This is a genomic window from Rothia mucilaginosa (assembly GCF_049990865.1).
GTDB lineage: Bacteria > Actinomycetota > Actinomycetes > Actinomycetales > Micrococcaceae > Rothia > Rothia mucilaginosa_I.
This window is the reverse complement of the sequence record NZ_CP188231.1, coordinates 2,047,389-2,063,350: the sequence shown is the minus strand read 5'-3', so window position 1 is coordinate 2,063,350 and position 15,962 is coordinate 2,047,389. Positions and strand designations below refer to the sequence as shown.

At 54.7% G+C, this 15,962-nt stretch carries 11 protein-coding genes and 2 rRNA genes; 11 read left to right on the top strand and 2 right to left on the bottom strand.

The window, feature by feature from the left end; genetic code table 11:
- Positions 1-134: 134 nt before the first annotated feature.
- The 6 genes from ACP3RB_RS08005 (at position 135) to ACP3RB_RS07980 (ending at position 10,824) form a co-directional block, all read left to right on the top strand.
- Positions 135-1,340, top strand: coding sequence for a glycosyltransferase (locus ACP3RB_RS08005; protein ID WP_426698993.1), 1,206 nt, complete (start codon positions 135-137; stop codon positions 1,338-1,340).
- 105 nt (positions 1,341-1,445) lie between these two features.
- Positions 1,446-2,801 carry a replicative DNA helicase gene (gene dnaB, locus ACP3RB_RS08000; protein ID WP_060824099.1) on the top strand — a complete coding sequence of 452 codons (1,356 nt, stop codon included), beginning with the start codon at positions 1,446-1,448 and terminating at the stop codon, positions 2,799-2,801.
- An 849-nt stretch (positions 2,802-3,650) separates the two neighbouring features.
- Positions 3,651-5,179, top strand: a 16S ribosomal RNA gene (locus ACP3RB_RS07995).
- 303 nt (positions 5,180-5,482) lie between these two features.
- A 23S ribosomal RNA gene (locus ACP3RB_RS07990) occupies positions 5,483-8,573 on the top strand.
- The 16S and 23S rRNA genes sit together here, the layout of an rRNA operon.
- Before the next feature lie 233 nt (positions 8,574-8,806).
- Positions 8,807-9,343: a GTPase gene (locus ACP3RB_RS07985; protein WP_424824664.1), complete on the top strand. Its 537-nt coding sequence runs from the start codon at positions 8,807-8,809 to the stop codon at positions 9,341-9,343.
- A gap of 47 nt (positions 9,344-9,390) precedes the next feature.
- On the top strand, positions 9,391-10,824 hold the full coding sequence (locus ACP3RB_RS07980) for a D-mannonate dehydratase (protein ID WP_426698992.1): 1,434 nt from the start codon (positions 9,391-9,393) through the stop codon (positions 10,822-10,824).
- Positions 10,825-10,848: 24 nt separating this feature from the next.
- Here the strand turns inward: ACP3RB_RS07980 and ACP3RB_RS07975 are convergent, their stop codons facing one another.
- Positions 10,849-11,481 carry a LysE/ArgO family amino acid transporter gene (locus tag ACP3RB_RS07975; RefSeq protein WP_426698991.1) on the bottom strand — a complete coding sequence of 211 codons (633 nt, stop codon included), beginning with the start codon at positions 11,479-11,481 and terminating at the stop codon, positions 10,849-10,851.
- Between the two features lie 205 nt (positions 11,482-11,686).
- Between ACP3RB_RS07975 and ACP3RB_RS07970 the strand changes: the two genes are divergently transcribed.
- Positions 11,687-12,604 (top strand): LysR family transcriptional regulator ArgP, encoded by a 918-nt coding sequence (locus ACP3RB_RS07970; RefSeq protein ID WP_314729332.1) that lies wholly within the window; start codon positions 11,687-11,689, stop codon positions 12,602-12,604.
- A gap of 624 nt (positions 12,605-13,228) precedes the next feature.
- On the top strand, positions 13,229-13,624 hold the full coding sequence (locus ACP3RB_RS07965) for a hypothetical protein (RefSeq protein ID WP_426698990.1): 396 nt from the start codon (positions 13,229-13,231) through the stop codon (positions 13,622-13,624).
- Positions 13,625-13,730: 106 nt separating this feature from the next.
- Here ACP3RB_RS07965 and ACP3RB_RS07960 read toward each other — a convergent pair whose 3' ends face one another.
- Positions 13,731-14,045, bottom strand: coding sequence for a cell division protein CrgA (locus ACP3RB_RS07960; RefSeq protein ID WP_060824093.1), 315 nt, complete (start codon positions 14,043-14,045; stop codon positions 13,731-13,733).
- A gap of 159 nt (positions 14,046-14,204) precedes the next feature.
- Here ACP3RB_RS07960 and ACP3RB_RS07955 point away from each other — a divergent pair, with 159 nt between their 5' ends.
- From ACP3RB_RS07955 to ACP3RB_RS07945, 3 genes are read left to right on the top strand one after another with little or no spacing between them, the layout of a single operon-like run.
- Positions 14,205-14,954: a class E sortase gene (locus ACP3RB_RS07955; protein WP_424827156.1), complete on the top strand. Its 750-nt coding sequence runs from the start codon at positions 14,205-14,207 to the stop codon at positions 14,952-14,954.
- A gap of 18 nt (positions 14,955-14,972) precedes the next feature.
- Entirely contained in the window at positions 14,973-15,134 is a 162-nt protein-coding gene (locus tag ACP3RB_RS07950) for a hypothetical protein (RefSeq protein WP_005507386.1), read from the top strand.
- Positions 15,135-15,149: 15 nt separating this feature from the next.
- Positions 15,150-15,782: an aminodeoxychorismate/anthranilate synthase component II gene (locus tag ACP3RB_RS07945; RefSeq protein ID WP_424827157.1), complete on the top strand. Its 633-nt coding sequence runs from the start codon at positions 15,150-15,152 to the stop codon at positions 15,780-15,782.
- Positions 15,783-15,962: the final 180 nt, after the last annotated feature.

The following is a 15,962-nucleotide window of genomic DNA, read 5'->3' as shown; positions in this document are numbered from 1 at the left end:
CGCAAAGCTTATACAGCGAAACGGAGCCCCAGTATTCCTCTCTATCCGAGGGAATACTGGGGCTCCGTTTTACACTGGTGAGGTTATGAGCCATAGAATCGGCTCAGTCATGTGTGCGCCTGCCGGAGTTTGTTATGAGCCGTATTCTTTTCTCTCCCGAAAGCTTCAATATGGGTGAAACCACGCGCTGCATTGAGATAGCGCGTATGGCTCGGGAGCGAGGTCATACGGTCTTGTTCCACGTGTACTCCCCTAAGTACATAGGACTGCTGGAAAGCGCCGGGCTTCCTGTGCATCTTCGCGAGCCGATCATGAGCGATGCTGAGGTGGAGCAGATTATGGCGCTGGATCAGGGTAGGGGACTGCGGCATCCTTTCACGACCGATATGGTGCGTCGGCGGGTCAACGCTGAGCTCGCGGCTATTCGTGACTTTAATGCGGATGCTGTGGTGATTGGTTCTAATCTGACGATGCTGCTGTCTGCGCGTATTGCGGGTATCCCTATTTTCTATGCGCGCCCGTACGCTTACTCGTCGACGTATTTTTCGAAGAAGCCTGTAGGCGGCGAGCTTGCGGCACCGGGGTGGTTGCGTGCGGTGGCGCGGGTGTTGTCGTATAAGCCGGCTTCTTTCACCCGTGTGGCACGTGAGCATGGGCTTAGGCTTCCTCGCCGTACTGTGGATATGCTCAGCGCCGATGTGAATCTTATCTGTTCTCTGTTTACGCAGCTGCGCGGGGATTCTTTGGTAGAACCCGATGTTAGTGTGGGTCCTATTTATTACCGTGCGCCCGGTGAGCTGCCGCAGATTGTTCGCGAGCCCAGGGAGCGGCCACTGATTTACGTGGGAATGGGCTCATCTGGCTCTGCAGATATTTTGGTGCAGGTGCTGCAGCAGTTGTCAGCCGCTCCGGTGGATGTGCTGGTCGGCGGCGGGGTGCAGCTCTCGGATACCAGCATGCTGGGCAGCAATATCCATTTCGCCGGGACTGTTCCCGGGACTATTCCAGCGCATCTGCTCGCCGGCCATATTGATGCCTCGATAACCCACGGCGGTGAGGGGACGGTACAGACGGCGTGCCTGGCGGGTGTGCCGTTTGCCGGTATTGCGATGCAGGCGGAGCAGAGCTGGAATATTGAGGAGTGCGTGCGCCACGGTAACGCCCTGCGCTTTACGAAGAATGATGTGCGCCGCGGCAATGTGCGCGATATTCTGGACCGTCTGCTCAGCGATGAGGGTATGCGTGCTAGGGCGCGGCAGCTGGGCGAGGCAATGCGCACTATGGATGGCGCGGCGCTCGCCGTTGAGAAGATTGAGGATTATCTGCGCGCTCCCCGTTAGGCGTGTATGTGTTTCGCGTGTGCCTTCGTGAGAAACTAGCATAGGAGTTCTGCAGAAATTGTTTCTGGAACGTCGTAGATATCGGATTGAAACGCGAGGATAAGCATGTCTGAAACTGCCATTGATTATGGTTCCCGCACTATGCCTCATGATGATGTGGCTGAGCAGTCGGTGCTCGGTGGCATGCTGCTGTCGAAGGACGCTATTGCGGATGTGGTTGAGAGCCTGCGTGCGTCTGATTTCTATAAGCCGGCGCACGAGACGATTTATGAGGCGATTCTTTCTCTGTACGGTCACGGTAGCCCTGCGGATGCGATTACGGTTGCTGATGAGCTGAAGAAGCGCGGCGAGCTGGCTCGTGTGGGCGGCGCGGCCTATATTCATACGCTGATTGCGTCGGTTCCGACTGCTGCTAACGCTCAGTATTACGCTGAGATTGTTAAGGAGCACGCGATTATGCGCCGCCTGATTGAGGCGGGTACGAAGATCGCTCAGCTGGGTTACGCCAATGAGACTGAGGTCGATACTTTGGTGGATCAGGCGCAGGCTGAGATTTATGCGGTGACTGACGGTAACGCGAAGGAAGATTATGTGTCTTTCTCTGAGGCGTTGGAGGAGACCATCAATGAGATTGATGCGAACTCGAACCGCCCCGATGGCGTGTACGGTGTGCCGACTGACTTTATTGAGTTTGATGAGTTGACCGGTGGTTTGCACGGTGGCCAGATGATTGTTATTGCGGCTCGTCCGGGTGTGGGTAAGTCGACTTTGGCTCTTGATATTGCTCGTTCTGCGGCTATTCATCATCAGATGACGACTGTGTTTTTCTCGCTGGAGATGAGTCGTACTGAGTTGGCGATGCGTATTCTCTCTGCGGAGGGCAAGATTTCGATGGGTCGTCTGAAGAAGGGTGACCTGGATACTGAGGGCTGGACGAACCTAGCGACTCTGCAGGGGCGTATTGATTCTGCTCCTCTCTTTATTGATGATTCGCCGAATATGACTCTGATGGAGATTCGTGCGAAGTGCCGTCGCCTCAAGCAGCGTAATGATTTGAAGCTTGTGGTGCTGGACTACCTGCAGCTGATGAGTTCGGGTAAGAAGGTTGAGTCGCGTCAGCAGGAGGTTTCGGAGTTCTCTCGTAGCCTGAAGCTGTTGGCCAAGGAGCTGGATGTTCCGGTGATTGCGCTGTCTCAGTTGAACCGTGGTTCGGAGCAGCGTACTGATAAGCGTCCAATGGTTTCGGATCTGCGTGAGTCGGGTTCTATTGAGCAGGATGCGGATATGGTGATTCTGTTGCATCGTGAGGATATGTATAACCCGGATAGTGAACGTGTGGGTGAGGCGGACATGATTATTGCGAAGCACCGTGGTGGTCCAACTCGTACTATCCCGTTGGCGTTTAGCGGTAAGTACTCGCGCTTCAACAATATGGCGAATGAGGCGCCTCCCCAGTACTAAAGCTTCAGCACTTTGTGGCTGTACCCCTCTTCTTCTATTCCTTGCAGGATGGAAGGGGAGGGGCTTTTTTGTATCTACAGGTATGGGTGTCCAGTGCAGGGCATAGGGATAGGGGCTGCAGAGGGGGCTCAGGAGGGCATTCTGCGAGGGTTTGAGTGGTTTCTTCTGTGTTTATGAGGTTTTTTGGAAGTTTTTTAAAGATTTTCTAGCACCCATAAAACGCCCTGACTAGGTGTTTTGGTGTTTGTGAGGGTGTTTGAGACCCTTTCAAAGCCTTATTTGTGGTCTACTTCACCCATTTTCGGGTTGCAGACCCATTTCGGCATCTGTATAGTTGTATGAGTCGCCGCGGCGAGGAGGAAAAAACGAAGAGTTTTCTTCGGTGTTTCTCCTAGTCAGAGGCGGTTGAATGACTTTCAATTGTATAGTGTTTTGGTTTCTTGCTTGAAGGAAATCCGGGTTGCCGGTTGGTGATGCTGGAGGGGTTTAGGAAAGAAACTTTGTGGTGCGAATCACGGAAAACGGATTTGCATGGCAAACAAAACGCTGGTATAGTTGATTGAGTTGCCGCGGGAATGCGGTAATAAACGAAATAACATGAATGACCGTTCAACGGTAAGACTTTCTTCGAATGAAGGGGTTGAGGTGTTGAATCGGTGTGTTGCTTGAGAACTCAATAGTGTGCTTTGTTCAATAAAATCACCGAATGGTGATGGAAACTGAAACTAATACCAAATATTTATTGATATTTGATAATCATCAAATGGTTTCAAATTTAGTCAGCTTGAGTCACGCACCCCCGTGTGTGATTCGCTGTTTGAGATCAGATTATCAAGCTTTTCTATTTTTTCAACGGAGAGTTTGATTCTGGCTCAGGACGAACGCTGGCGGCGTGCTTAACACATGCAAGTCGAACGATGAAGCCTAGCTTGCTAGGTGGATTAGTGGCGAACGGGTGAGTAATACGTGAGTAACCTACCTTTAACTCTGGGATAAGCCTGGGAAACTGGGTCTAATACCGGATACGACCAATCTCCGCATGGGGTGTTGGTGGAAAGCGTTATGTAGTGGTTATAGATGGGCTCACGGCCTATCAGCTTGTTGGTGAGGTAACGGCTCACCAAGGCGACGACGGGTAGCCGGCCTGAGAGGGTGACCGGCCACACTGGGACTGAGACACGGCCCAGACTCCTACGGGAGGCAGCAGTGGGGAATATTGCACAATGGGCGCAAGCCTGATGCAGCGACGCCGCGTGAGGGATGACGGCCTTCGGGTTGTAAACCTCTGTTAGCAGGGAAGAAGAGAGATTGACGGTACCTGCAGAGAAAGCGCCGGCTAACTACGTGCCAGCAGCCGCGGTAATACGTAGGGCGCGAGCGTTGTCCGGAATTATTGGGCGTAAAGAGCTTGTAGGCGGTTTGTCGCGTCTGCTGTGAAAGGCCGGGGCTTAACCCCGTGTATTGCAGTGGGTACGGGCAGACTAGAGTGCAGTAGGGGAGACTGGAATTCCTGGTGTAGCGGTGGAATGCGCAGATATCAGGAGGAACACCGATGGCGAAGGCAGGTCTCTGGGCTGTAACTGACGCTGAGAAGCGAAAGCATGGGGAGCGAACAGGATTAGATACCCTGGTAGTCCATGCCGTAAACGTTGGGCACTAGGTGTGGGGGACATTCCACGTTTTCCGCGCCGTAGCTAACGCATTAAGTGCCCCGCCTGGGGAGTACGGCCGCAAGGCTAAAACTCAAAGAAATTGACGGGGGCCCGCACAAGCGGCGGAGCATGCGGATTAATTCGATGCAACGCGAAGAACCTTACCAAGGCTTGACATATACTGGACCGCATCAGAGATGGTGTTTCCCTTCGGGGCTGGTATACAGGTGGTGCATGGTTGTCGTCAGCTCGTGTCGTGAGATGTTGGGTTAAGTCCCGCAACGAGCGCAACCCTCGTTCTATGTTGCCAGCACGTTATGGTGGGGACTCATAGGAGACTGCCGGGGTCAACTCGGAGGAAGGTGGGGATGACGTCAAATCATCATGCCCCTTATGTCTTGGGCTTCACGCATGCTACAATGGCCGGTACAGAGGGTTGCGATACTGTGAGGTGGAGCTAATCCCTAAAAGCCGGTCTCAGTTCGGATTGGGGTCTGCAACTCGACCCCATGAAGTCGGAGTCGCTAGTAATCGCAGATCAGCAACGCTGCGGTGAATACGTTCCCGGGCCTTGTACACACCGCCCGTCAAGTCACGAAAGTTGGTAACACCCAAAGCCGGTGGCCTAACCCTTTTGGGAGGGAGCCGTCTAAGGTGGGATTGGCGATTGGGACTAAGTCGTAACAAGGTAGCCGTACCGGAAGGTGCGGCTGGATCACCTCCTTTCTAAGGAGCACATTTAGTTGGCCATGCTACCCGCGAGTGTCGGGTGGGTGGTTTTGCTCATGGGTGGAATGTTGGTTTTGGGTTGGATGAGGCGCATTGTTGGGTTTTGGGGTAACACGCATGTGTTGTTCCTTTGTTTGCCTGGCATGGTGATGATGCAAAAGTGTTCTTTTGTGTTGTTGTTGTGTTGTGGGTTGTTGTTTGAGAACTATATAGTGGACGCGAGCATCTTCTGGAATTTGCGTTGAACTGACTTTGTGTTGGTTTGATTGTTGATTTTAGATTCTTATTTTTCTTGATTGTGTGTAAGTTATTAAGGGCACACGGTGGATGCCTTGGCATTAAGAGCCGATGAAGGACGTGTGAATCTGCGATAAGCCTCGGGGAGCCGATAACTGGGCTGTGATCCGAGGATTTCCGAATGGGGAAACCTGGCTCATCTTCATGGTGAGTTACCGCCAGCTGAATGTATAGGCTGGTTGGGGGGAACGCGGGGAAGTGAAACATCTCAGTACCCGCAGGAAGAGAAAATAAAGTAATGATTCTGTGAGTAGTGGCGAGCGAAAGCGGAAGAGACTAAACCTGTGGTGTGTGATAGCGGTTAGGCGTTGCATCATGGGGGTTGTGGGAGTCACAGTGGCAGTTCTAACTGGCTGCCGGCATGATGTTCAGGATGGTAGGTGAACGACTTGGAATGGTCGGCCGTAGAGGGTGAGAGTCCCGTAATCGAAATTGTTCTGTCCGTGGTGTGGCCACCCGAGTAGCACGGGGCTCGTGGAATCTCGTGTGAATCTGCCAGGACCACCTGGTAAGTCTAAATACTTCTTAATGACCGATAGTGAATCAGTACCGTGAGGGAATGGTGAAAAGTACCCCGGGAGGGGAGTGAAATAGTACCTGAAACCGTGTGCTTACAAGCCGTTGGAGCCTTTTGGGGTGACAGCGTGCCTTTTGAAGAATGAGCCTGCGAGTTAGTGTTATGTCGCGAGGTTAACCCGTGTGGGGTATCCGTAGCGAAAGCGAGTCTGAATAGGGCGTTTGAGTGGCATGACCTAGACCCGAAGCGGAGTGATCTATCCATGGCCAGGTTGAAGCGACGGTAAGACGTCGTGGAGGACCGAACCCACTTCAGTTGAAAATGGAGGGGATGAGCTGTGGATAGGGGTGAAAGGCCAATCAAACTCTGTGATAGCTGGTTCTCCCCGAAATGCATTTAGGTGCAGCGTTACGTGTTTCTTGCCGGAGGTAGAGCTACTGGATGGCCGATGGGCCTTCACGGGTTACTGACGTCAGCTAAACTCCGAATGCCGGTAAGTGAGAGCGTAGCAGTGAGACAGTGGGGGATAAGCTTCATTGTCGAGAGGGAAACAGCCCAGACCACCAACTAAGGCCCCTAAGCGTGTGCTAAGTGGGAAAGGATGTGGAGTTGCTTAGACAACCAGGAGGTTGGCTTAGAAGCAGCCATCCTTGAAAGAGTGCGTAACAGCTCACTGGTCAAGTGATTCTGCGCCGATAATGTAGCGGGGCTCAAGTACACCGCCGAAGTTGTGGCAATGATCTTTTTGGATTGTTGGGTAGGGGAGCGTCGTGTGGCCGGTGAAGCTGCGGTGTAAACCAGTGGTGGAGGCTATGCGAGTGAGAATGCAGGCATGAGTAGCGAAAGATGAGTGAGAAACTCATCCGCCGGATGATCAAGGGTTCCAGGGTCAAGTTAATCTGCCCTGGGTTAGTCGGGGCCTAAGGCGAGGCCGACAGGCGTAGTCGATGGATAACGGGTTGATATTCCCGTACCGGTGAAAAACCGCCCATACTGATATTGTGATGCTAACCATGCGAAGCATGATGTGCAGGCTTTTGTTTGTGTGTTGTGTGGGTTGTGGGACCCGATCTTTGGAGGTAAACGTGTTAACAGGTGTGACGCAGGAAGGTAGCCAAGCCACGCGATGGTTGTCGTGGTCTAAGCGTGTAGGGTTGTCGGTTGTTAAATGCGCCGGCTGTGTGCCTGAGACGTGATGGGACCCCGTTTTTGGGGGATTTGGTGATCCTATGCTGCCGAGAAAAGCATCGGCGTGAGGTTTTAGCCGCCCGTACCCTAAACCGACACAGGTGATCAGGTAGAGAATACTAAGGCGATCGAGAGAATCATGGTTAAGGAACTCGGCAAAATGCCCCCGTAACTTCGGGAGAAGGGGGACCTTGAGCGTGATGGGCACTTGCTGCCTGGAGCGTGTATGGGTCGCAGAGACCAGGGGGAAGCGACTGTTTATCAAAAACACAGGTCCGTGCGAAGTCGTAAGACGATGTATACGGACTGACTCCTGCCCGGTGCTGGAAGGTTAAGAGGATTGGTTAGCCCTTTTTGGGCGAAGCTGAGAATTTAAGCCCCAGTAAACGGCGGTGGTAACTATAACCATCCTAAGGTAGCGAAATTCCTTGTCGGGTAAGTTCCGACCTGCACGAATGGAGTAACGACTTCCCTACTGTCTCAACCATGAACTCGGCGAAATTGCAGTACGAGTAAAGATGCTCGTTTCGCGCAGCAGGACGGAAAGACCCCGTGACCTTTACTATAGTTTGGTATTGGTGTTTGGTTTGGCTTGTGTAGGATAGGTGGGAGACTGTGAAGCATGGACGCTAGTTTGTGTGGAGTCGTTGTTGAAATACCACTCTGGTCAATCTGGATGTCTAACTTCGGGCCATGATCTGGTTCAGGGACAGTGCCTGATGGGTAGTTTAACTGGGGCGGTTGCCTCCTAAAGTGTAACGGAGGCGCCCAAAGGTTCCCTCAGCCTGGTTGGCAATCAGGTGTTGAGTGTAAGTGCACAAGGGAGCTTGACTGTGAGACTGGCAGGTCGAGCAGGGACGAAAGTCGGGACTAGTGATCCGGCGGTACGTTGTGGAACGGCCGTCGCTCAACGGATAAAAGGTACCTCGGGGATAACAGGCTGATCTTGCCCAAGAGTCCATATCGACGGCATGGTTTGGCACCTCGATGTCGGCTCGTCGCATCCTGGGGCTGGAGTCGGTCCCAAGGGTTGGGCTGTTCGCCCATTAAAGCGGTACGCGAGCTGGGTTCAGAACGTCGTGAGACAGTTCGGTCCCTATCCGCTGCGCGCGTTGGAAATTTGAGAAAGGCTGTCCTTAGTACGAGAGGACCGGGACGGACGAACCTCTGGTATGTCAGTTGTACCGCCAGGTGCATGGCTGATTGGCTACGTTCGGGAGGGATAACCGCTGAAAGCATCTAAGCGGGAAGCCTGTTTCGAGATGAGATTTCCTGGCACTTTGGTGTGTGAGGCTCCTTATAGATGATGAGGTTGATAGGCCGGGTATGGAAGCGGGGACTGAAGACTCGTGGAGTTGACTGGTACTAATAGGCCGAAGGCTTACTTTTTCGAGAATTGTTGTTTGCGTTCACTGTATGGTTTTTGGATAACAATCCAATAGGCAATAAAAAGAGCCCGCTTACGCGGGCTCTTTTGCTTTAACAGCTAAAGATAGAAAGGGGCAGACCCGTTTGGGTCTGCCCCTTTTTTTGTGCCCTCAGGCCCTTGTCTAGAGCTTTGCATACAAGGAAGAATGCTCTCCACAGACACACTGGGATAGAGTAGAACCATGCAGTACCCGATGTTTTCCCACGCACCAGAGCCAGTCGATCAGCAGCATCAACACAACGGTGTAGAACGAACGGTAGCCCTCTACGTAGAGAGCACACTGGAGCCTCACGAAGCCTGGGCAGCACTGACCGAATACATTCACCTCTGGTGGCCCAGGCAGCTCCTACAGAGCGAAGAGAGCCATATTGACCTCTCCACCGAGCTACTGCTCGAAGAGACCGCAGACGGAGACATTATTCCTGTGGCACGCATTATCCAATGCGAGAACGAAGACGTCCTCACCATCGCACCCTACCCGGGTACACACCTGGGGCGCTTCCTGGGCGTATCTGAAGAATCAGAAGAAAGCCTGAGCTTCATCCTGGACGCTCTAGCCCCGGAGACCGCAGAAGGACCGTTATCCCTGCTCGAAATCAGTAGCGGCACCTACACGAGTCGTGAGGACGAAGAGCTGGGCATCTACGATGAACAGGAAGAAGTAGCTGTGCTACTCATGGGCGCCTACAGCCGCTTTATTGGAGCTGAACTCCAGCGAGAAGAACTATAGAGGCTCGCGGGTAAAAGAGGATTCTCAACCCTGTAGAGTGGTATGTCATGAGCACACAGGACCAGAACACCCCGCAGCAGAGCCCTGCACGCCCTCGCTGGGCGCGCCTTCACAAGAAGACCTCTGCATCGGGAGAAGAACCCCTGCACTATAGCAAGGCTGACATGCTGAAGCAGAGCAATAGCTGGTTCCGTAAACAGGGTGCGCCCCTCATCATTCCTGCACGTCAACGTGCTCTCGACGCGTTCCCACGCTCCGTGCCATGGATCCTGTGGGCTGGCATCATGCACATCTGCTATATCTTCCTGCGCGATCTCCTTATTTTCATAGTTGATGACGCAAATGGTTCCCTCTCGGACTACGTCAAAGCCCTCACCACCAACACTGCACTCAGCGATGAAGTGCTACCTTTGCTCGTTCTCGGTGGTATCTTCCTCGTGATGCCGGTCATCTCTGGCGTGTTCATTACTCTTGCCCACAAACTCATGGTTCGCACCCCGCAGTGGGTTCAAATCACCACGGGTATTCTCACCGTACTTTTTGCCGGCGTGCTCTTCACCACCGGTGTCTTCGAAACCAGCAGTCTCGATGGCCTCGACTTCGTCTACGACGGTGGCAAAGCCTTCCCGCTCATCGTTATCGGAATCTACCTCGCCATCTTCCTAGGCGTAGATACAGTACTCGGCTGGTCCCTCAAGCACGCCATCCACCAGCTCGCCTCCCTACCGCCTATGATCGCGAAAGTACTGCCCGTACTCATGGTGTCCGTGCTCTTCATCTTCGTGAACGCAGACCTCTGGAAGCTCGCCAACGGACTCAGCTTCCCACGCACCTGGGCGGTTCTGGGCCTCATGGGGCTACTCGCCGTGTTCGTGGTCGTCACAACCTCCCTGGAGCGTACAGCGCGCCTGCTGGGGCGCTACAGGGGCGATGACATCGCACGCTTTACCGAGAACGACTATGAGCATGCCGCAGCCCTCGAAGGCGGAATCTGGAACACCGCTCAAGAGTGGGTTGAAGAGAAGAAAATCCTCGAACACCGACCCCTCAAAGTCGCGCCCTGGAGCAACCTCATCATCATCCCCATGATTGGGCAGATTATTCAGGCGATCTTCTTCATGCTGCTCGTCTTCGGATTCTTCATGGGGTTCTCATCCATCGCCATCAGTGATACCACCATCGAATCTTGGATGACCGTCAAACCCGAACACCTCAAAATCCTCGGTGTATACACCAATATCAACGCCGTCGTCATCAAGGTGTCCATGATCGTTGCCGTGTTCTCCGGGCTCAGCTTCGTCGCAACCACCAGTAGCGACGAAAAGTACGCCCGAAGCTTCCTCAAGCCCATGATTGAGCGAATCAAGCACATCCTGATTATTCGCGATATCTACCTGGGTCTGCTCACCATGCCCAAAAACGAAGTGCTCATACCCCTCGAAGAGGAGAAGAGCACCGAAAAAGAGCCTGACAAAGCATAAAGAGTCGGGTCAGGGTGGTAAAAGCTAGTGGGTAGACAGGTTCATCGTCAGCAGGTTGAACACCAGATACGCCATCAGAAGAGCCGTCGCACCATCCAAAACACGCCACGCTGAAGGGCGCGCAAAGAGCGGACGCAACAGACGCGAACCATACCCCAGCATCAAAAACCAGATCAGGCTACCGCAACAGCAACCCAGGTAGTACCACCAACGGCCAGGATCACCCTGAGCATTCGCCAGCGAACCCAAAAGAATAGTCGTATCCAACCATGCCAGCGGATTCAAATAGGTCACCGCCGCCGTGGTCAGTAGCGCCGCCCTCAACGACTGAGAATCACCCTCCGCATCATCAACCACGATGGAGTGCGGAGTAAACACGTGGCGGCCAGCCTCAAAACCAAACCACGCCAAAAACGCCGCACCCACATAACGGAACACCTCAATAAACCACGGTGCCGCATCCAACAGAGCGCCCAGACCCACAACACCCAAGCCAATCATCAGAGCATCCGACAGAATGCAGAAAATAATAATCGGGGTAATATGCCGACCCAAAATACCCTGACGCAGCACAAAAGTTCCCTGGGCACCAATAGCTGCCACCAAAGAAATCGTGGTGGTAGCGCCCAGAAACAGCAGGGACAGGGAGGTGGACATTGTGAAACTTTCTATGTGGACCAAACGGTACGGGCTTTGCAGATATTGCGGGTGGTGGCTCCTTCTAGTACCAGCTTGCCAGGCAAAAGCATACGACGCAGGGATAAAGCCTGCGTTAGCTGAGGTGTGAAGCGCCAGAGACGAGAATACGGGAAAAAGGACCCTAAATCTATCTAAATATTTTCACACTGCGTAAGATATTCTTATGACACGTTTCAGTACCGACCAGCTCACCACCTTCGCCACCGTCATCGAATACGGCACCTTCGACGCGGCAGCAGATATTCTGCGGGTGAGCCCCTCCGCCATCTCCCAGCGCATCAAAGCCATGGAACAGATTGCCGGAAAGGTCCTGCTGCGCCGAAGCAACCCCGTCACCCCCACCGATGCCGGACAAAGCGTGCTACGCATCGCCCGACAGAGCGAATTCCTGCAACAAGAAATGGAACGCGAACTCATGGGCGCCGGCGGCTTCCAGAGCGTCTCCGTTGCCGTCAACGCCGACTCACTCGCCACCTGGTTCCTCGACGCCGTAGGGACCCTCAGTCGCGAAGACAGCATCTTCTGCGACCTGCGACGAGAAGGCGAATTCCACTCCTCCGCCATGCTTCGATCCGGAGAAGTCATGGCAGTCATCACCTCCAAGCCGGAAAAAATCCCCGGTTGCTCCGTCGAAACCCTCGGCGTGGCACGCTACTGGTGCGTTGCCACACCCGACTACGTGCAGCGATACCTGCCCGGCTGGCCTAAAACCATGAGCCACGAAGAGCTCAATCGTGCCCCCGTCGTCGAATATGACCGTAAAGACTTTGTGCAGGATATAGCGCGAGCCCTCATTGAAAAAGAGGTAGGTCTGGAGGCTGAAGAAACCTTCATCCAAAGCCCCACCATCTACATTCCCTCATCCCCGGACTATGCGCGTGCCGTCAGCTCCGGTATTGCCTGGGGCCTCATTCCCGAGGCACAATGCGCCGAAGAACTCGAAAGCGGGCACCTCGTGAAGCTCGCCGCCACCCCCGTAGAATTTCCCCTCTACTGGCAGCGCTGGAACATCAACTCGCCCGTCATGGAGACCGTAACCCGCCGCGTCCACGAAGCGGCACGAGGCGACCTAATCTACTAAAAGAGGACGACGTCCGTGAGCTTTATGGAACGCCACCAGGTGGCTCTCTACCTCGGCTCCATGATTGTGGGAGTTGCCTGCGCGGGTTTGAGCGGATGGAGTCATGCCTCTGAACAGCTCGTGCCTTATGTGCTTGGCGCGCTACTGTGGACCAACTTCGCCCTCATGCCTCTCACCGGCATGAGGGTCGGTCAGTATAAGAGGCTCACTTGTGCGGTCGTGCTGGCGGCCACCCTTGGAACCTCAATTCTAGTTGCGCCTCTGGTCTCCCTCTTTATCCCTGAGGGTGGCCCCGTTGCTCTAGCTGCAGTGATTGTTTTGCTGGCTCCATGCGTGGATTACGTTGTGGTTTTTACACGTATTGCCGGAGGGGAATATCGAGGTTTACTAGCGGCAACACCCTATCTGCTTGCCGCCCAAATCATTTCTATTCCTGTTTGGACTAGTATATATGCATGTATACGAATATTAGATACGAGGGTAGTGGGAGAAATATTCCCTCTCCCCGCTGAAAGCTACCTCAGCCTCACACCGCTCATCGTACCCCTAGTAGCCGCCTACCTCACGCAACGCTGGTCAACCCGCTCACCGCAACGCCAACAAACCTACGAACGCGTACGCAGTATGAGCGATACCGCAATGATTCCCCTCATGTGCCTGCTCCTTGCGCTCATGTGCTCCGCCTACACCCCGGCAGTACTGAACGAAACGCAGCTCATTCCCCGACTCGCCGGACTCTACCTCACCTACGCCATCCTCGCAGGAGTCGCCGCATGGTTCCTGAGTAGAGCCATGAGCCGAACAGAACGTATCTCCGTAACCTTCAGCGCCGTCACCCGCAACGCCCTCATCATCTACCCCGTCGTATCGCTCTGTGCACAACGCCTGGCACACAACGGGAACCCCGAAGCAAAGCTCATGGGCGCTACCGTACTCACCCAAACCCTCACCGAACTGCTCATCATGGTCGCCATGACCGCGATCTTCCGGACAGCGTTTCAGGCCAGAAAAATACCGTAGAGGCTCCCTAAACCCCGGTACTTCCAAACATATAGAGAGGCGGCCACCCCACACGGGACGGCCGCCTCTCCATAAGCTCTAACGCCTAAGTCATAACGCCTAAACTCTAACGCCAGCGAGTCATCATCAGCATGCTCACCATCATGGCGCCCACACCAATACTCACATTCCACATACCCAAATCAGGAATCGGGAACAGACCCTGCGTAATGTAGAAAACAATAATCCACAGAATGCCCACCGCCAACAGCGAGAACATAATCACGCGGTACCACAACGGAGTCTGCTCCTTCAGCTGCGTGCCGCTCTCCATCTCACGAGCAATCTCACGCAGACGCAGCTCGCTCGCATCCTCCACCTCAGACTTAGCAGACTTCTGAGACTTCTTCTTGGACGATGCCTTAGCCGAGTTGGTCGACATACTTCCTCCGCTTATTGTTGTATGGGTAACCTAAAAATATATGTTCACACCTATCTTTGCAGACTTACGGGATGATTTCACCTTCTCCGTGCGTTGGAAGATAAGGAACGCCACCCGGCGCCCAAGAACATACACAACCCAAAGGACAAAGGAGAACGCATGAGTCAAGGAACGGCACCCACCGCAGAGCGCCGCCCCCGCACCGTGCTGCACTGGGTCATCCAGATTACAGGCGAACTCCTTATCACCATCGGCCTGCTGCTCCTGCTCTTCGTCGCATGGCAGCTCTGGTGGACCAACATCGACGCCGACCGCACCCAATCCCAAGCCGTCAGCACCCTCGTCCAGGAATTCGACTCCAACCCCGCCGAACCCCTCCCCGACTGGGATCCCAACACCCCTCCCGCCGGTCTGAGTGAACCCGGCCACGGTGAAGTCTTCGGCGTCGTCTACATCCCCAAGTTCGGATCCGACTACCAGCGCCCCGCAACCCAGGGCACCAGCTCCGATGTGCTCGACTCCCTCGGACTCGGCCACTACGACGGGACTGCCATGCCCGGACAGGTCGGCAACTTCTCCCTCGCAGGCCACCGCCAAACCCGAGGTAAAGTCCTCAACGACATCGACCTGCTCACCGAAGGCGACCACATCTACGTGCGAACCAAAGACGGCTACTACACCTACACCGTCTACAGCCACGAAATCGTGCAACCCGACCAGGTAGAAGTCATCGAACCCGTCCCCGGACAGCCCGGCGTAGCACCCACCGAGCGCCTCCTGACGCTCACCACCTGCCACCCGCGCTACGGCGACACCGAACGATACATCGTCCACGCCCGCCTCGAATCCTGGCGGCCCGCAGCAGCCGGAGCACCCGCAGAAATTGCCGCCTCCGTCGCAAAGTCCTAAAGCAGAGAGGAAAAGCAGATGTACGCATGGATTTTCCGCCATCTCCCCGGCCCCCTGTGGGTTCGCATCATCATCGCCATTGTGCTGATACTCGCCGTAGTCTACCTGCTCATGGAATTCGTCTTCCCCCACTTCGCAGAGTACGGCCCCTTCAACCTGAACGTCACCATCAACCATTAGCGCTAAGGACCTGCCATGACCCGCATCCTTGTCATTGACAACTACGACAGCTTCGTCTTCACCCTCGTCGGCTACATCCAGCAGCTCGGCGCTGAAACCACCGTCATCCGTAACGACGAATACGACCTCGAAACCGTCATTAAGCTCGCCGAAGAACACGACGGTGTGCTCGTCTCCCCGGGCCCCGGCGCCCCCGCAGAAGCAGGCGTCATCATTGACACCATCCGCTGGGCAGCCGAAGCGAAGAAGCCGCTACTGGGCGTATGCCTCGGCCACCAGGCCATCGCGGAGGCATTCGGCGGCACCGTCACCCATGCCCCCGAACTTATGCACGGCAAGACCTCCCGCCTCGTGCACGAGAACGTCTCCGTGTTCAAAGACGTACCCTGCCCCTTCACCGCGACCCGCTACCACTCGCTGGCAGTCGTACCCGAAACCATGCCCGAGGTCCTGGAAACCACCTCCACCACCGACAGCGGCATCATTATGGGTCTACGCCACCGCGAAGCCCCCATGCACGGCGTGCAGTTCCACCCCGAATCGGTCCTGACCGAAAGCGGATACCTCATGCTCGGCAACTGGCTCGAAGAAACCGGCCTGCAGGGAGCCGCAGAGCGCGCTAAGAGCCTCTCACCCCTCATGGCTTAGTATCTTTAGCCTTAGACGCCCTCAACGGCTTATATCGCCTCCAGAAGCCCCGTAGCAGACACGCTACAGGGAAACTGGAGGCGATAACTCTATCCCCGCACACTTCCCAACCCGAACCCAGGTACACAAAAAGGGGCGGCACCCCACACCGTTTGGTGTGGGGTGCCGCCCCTTTTACTA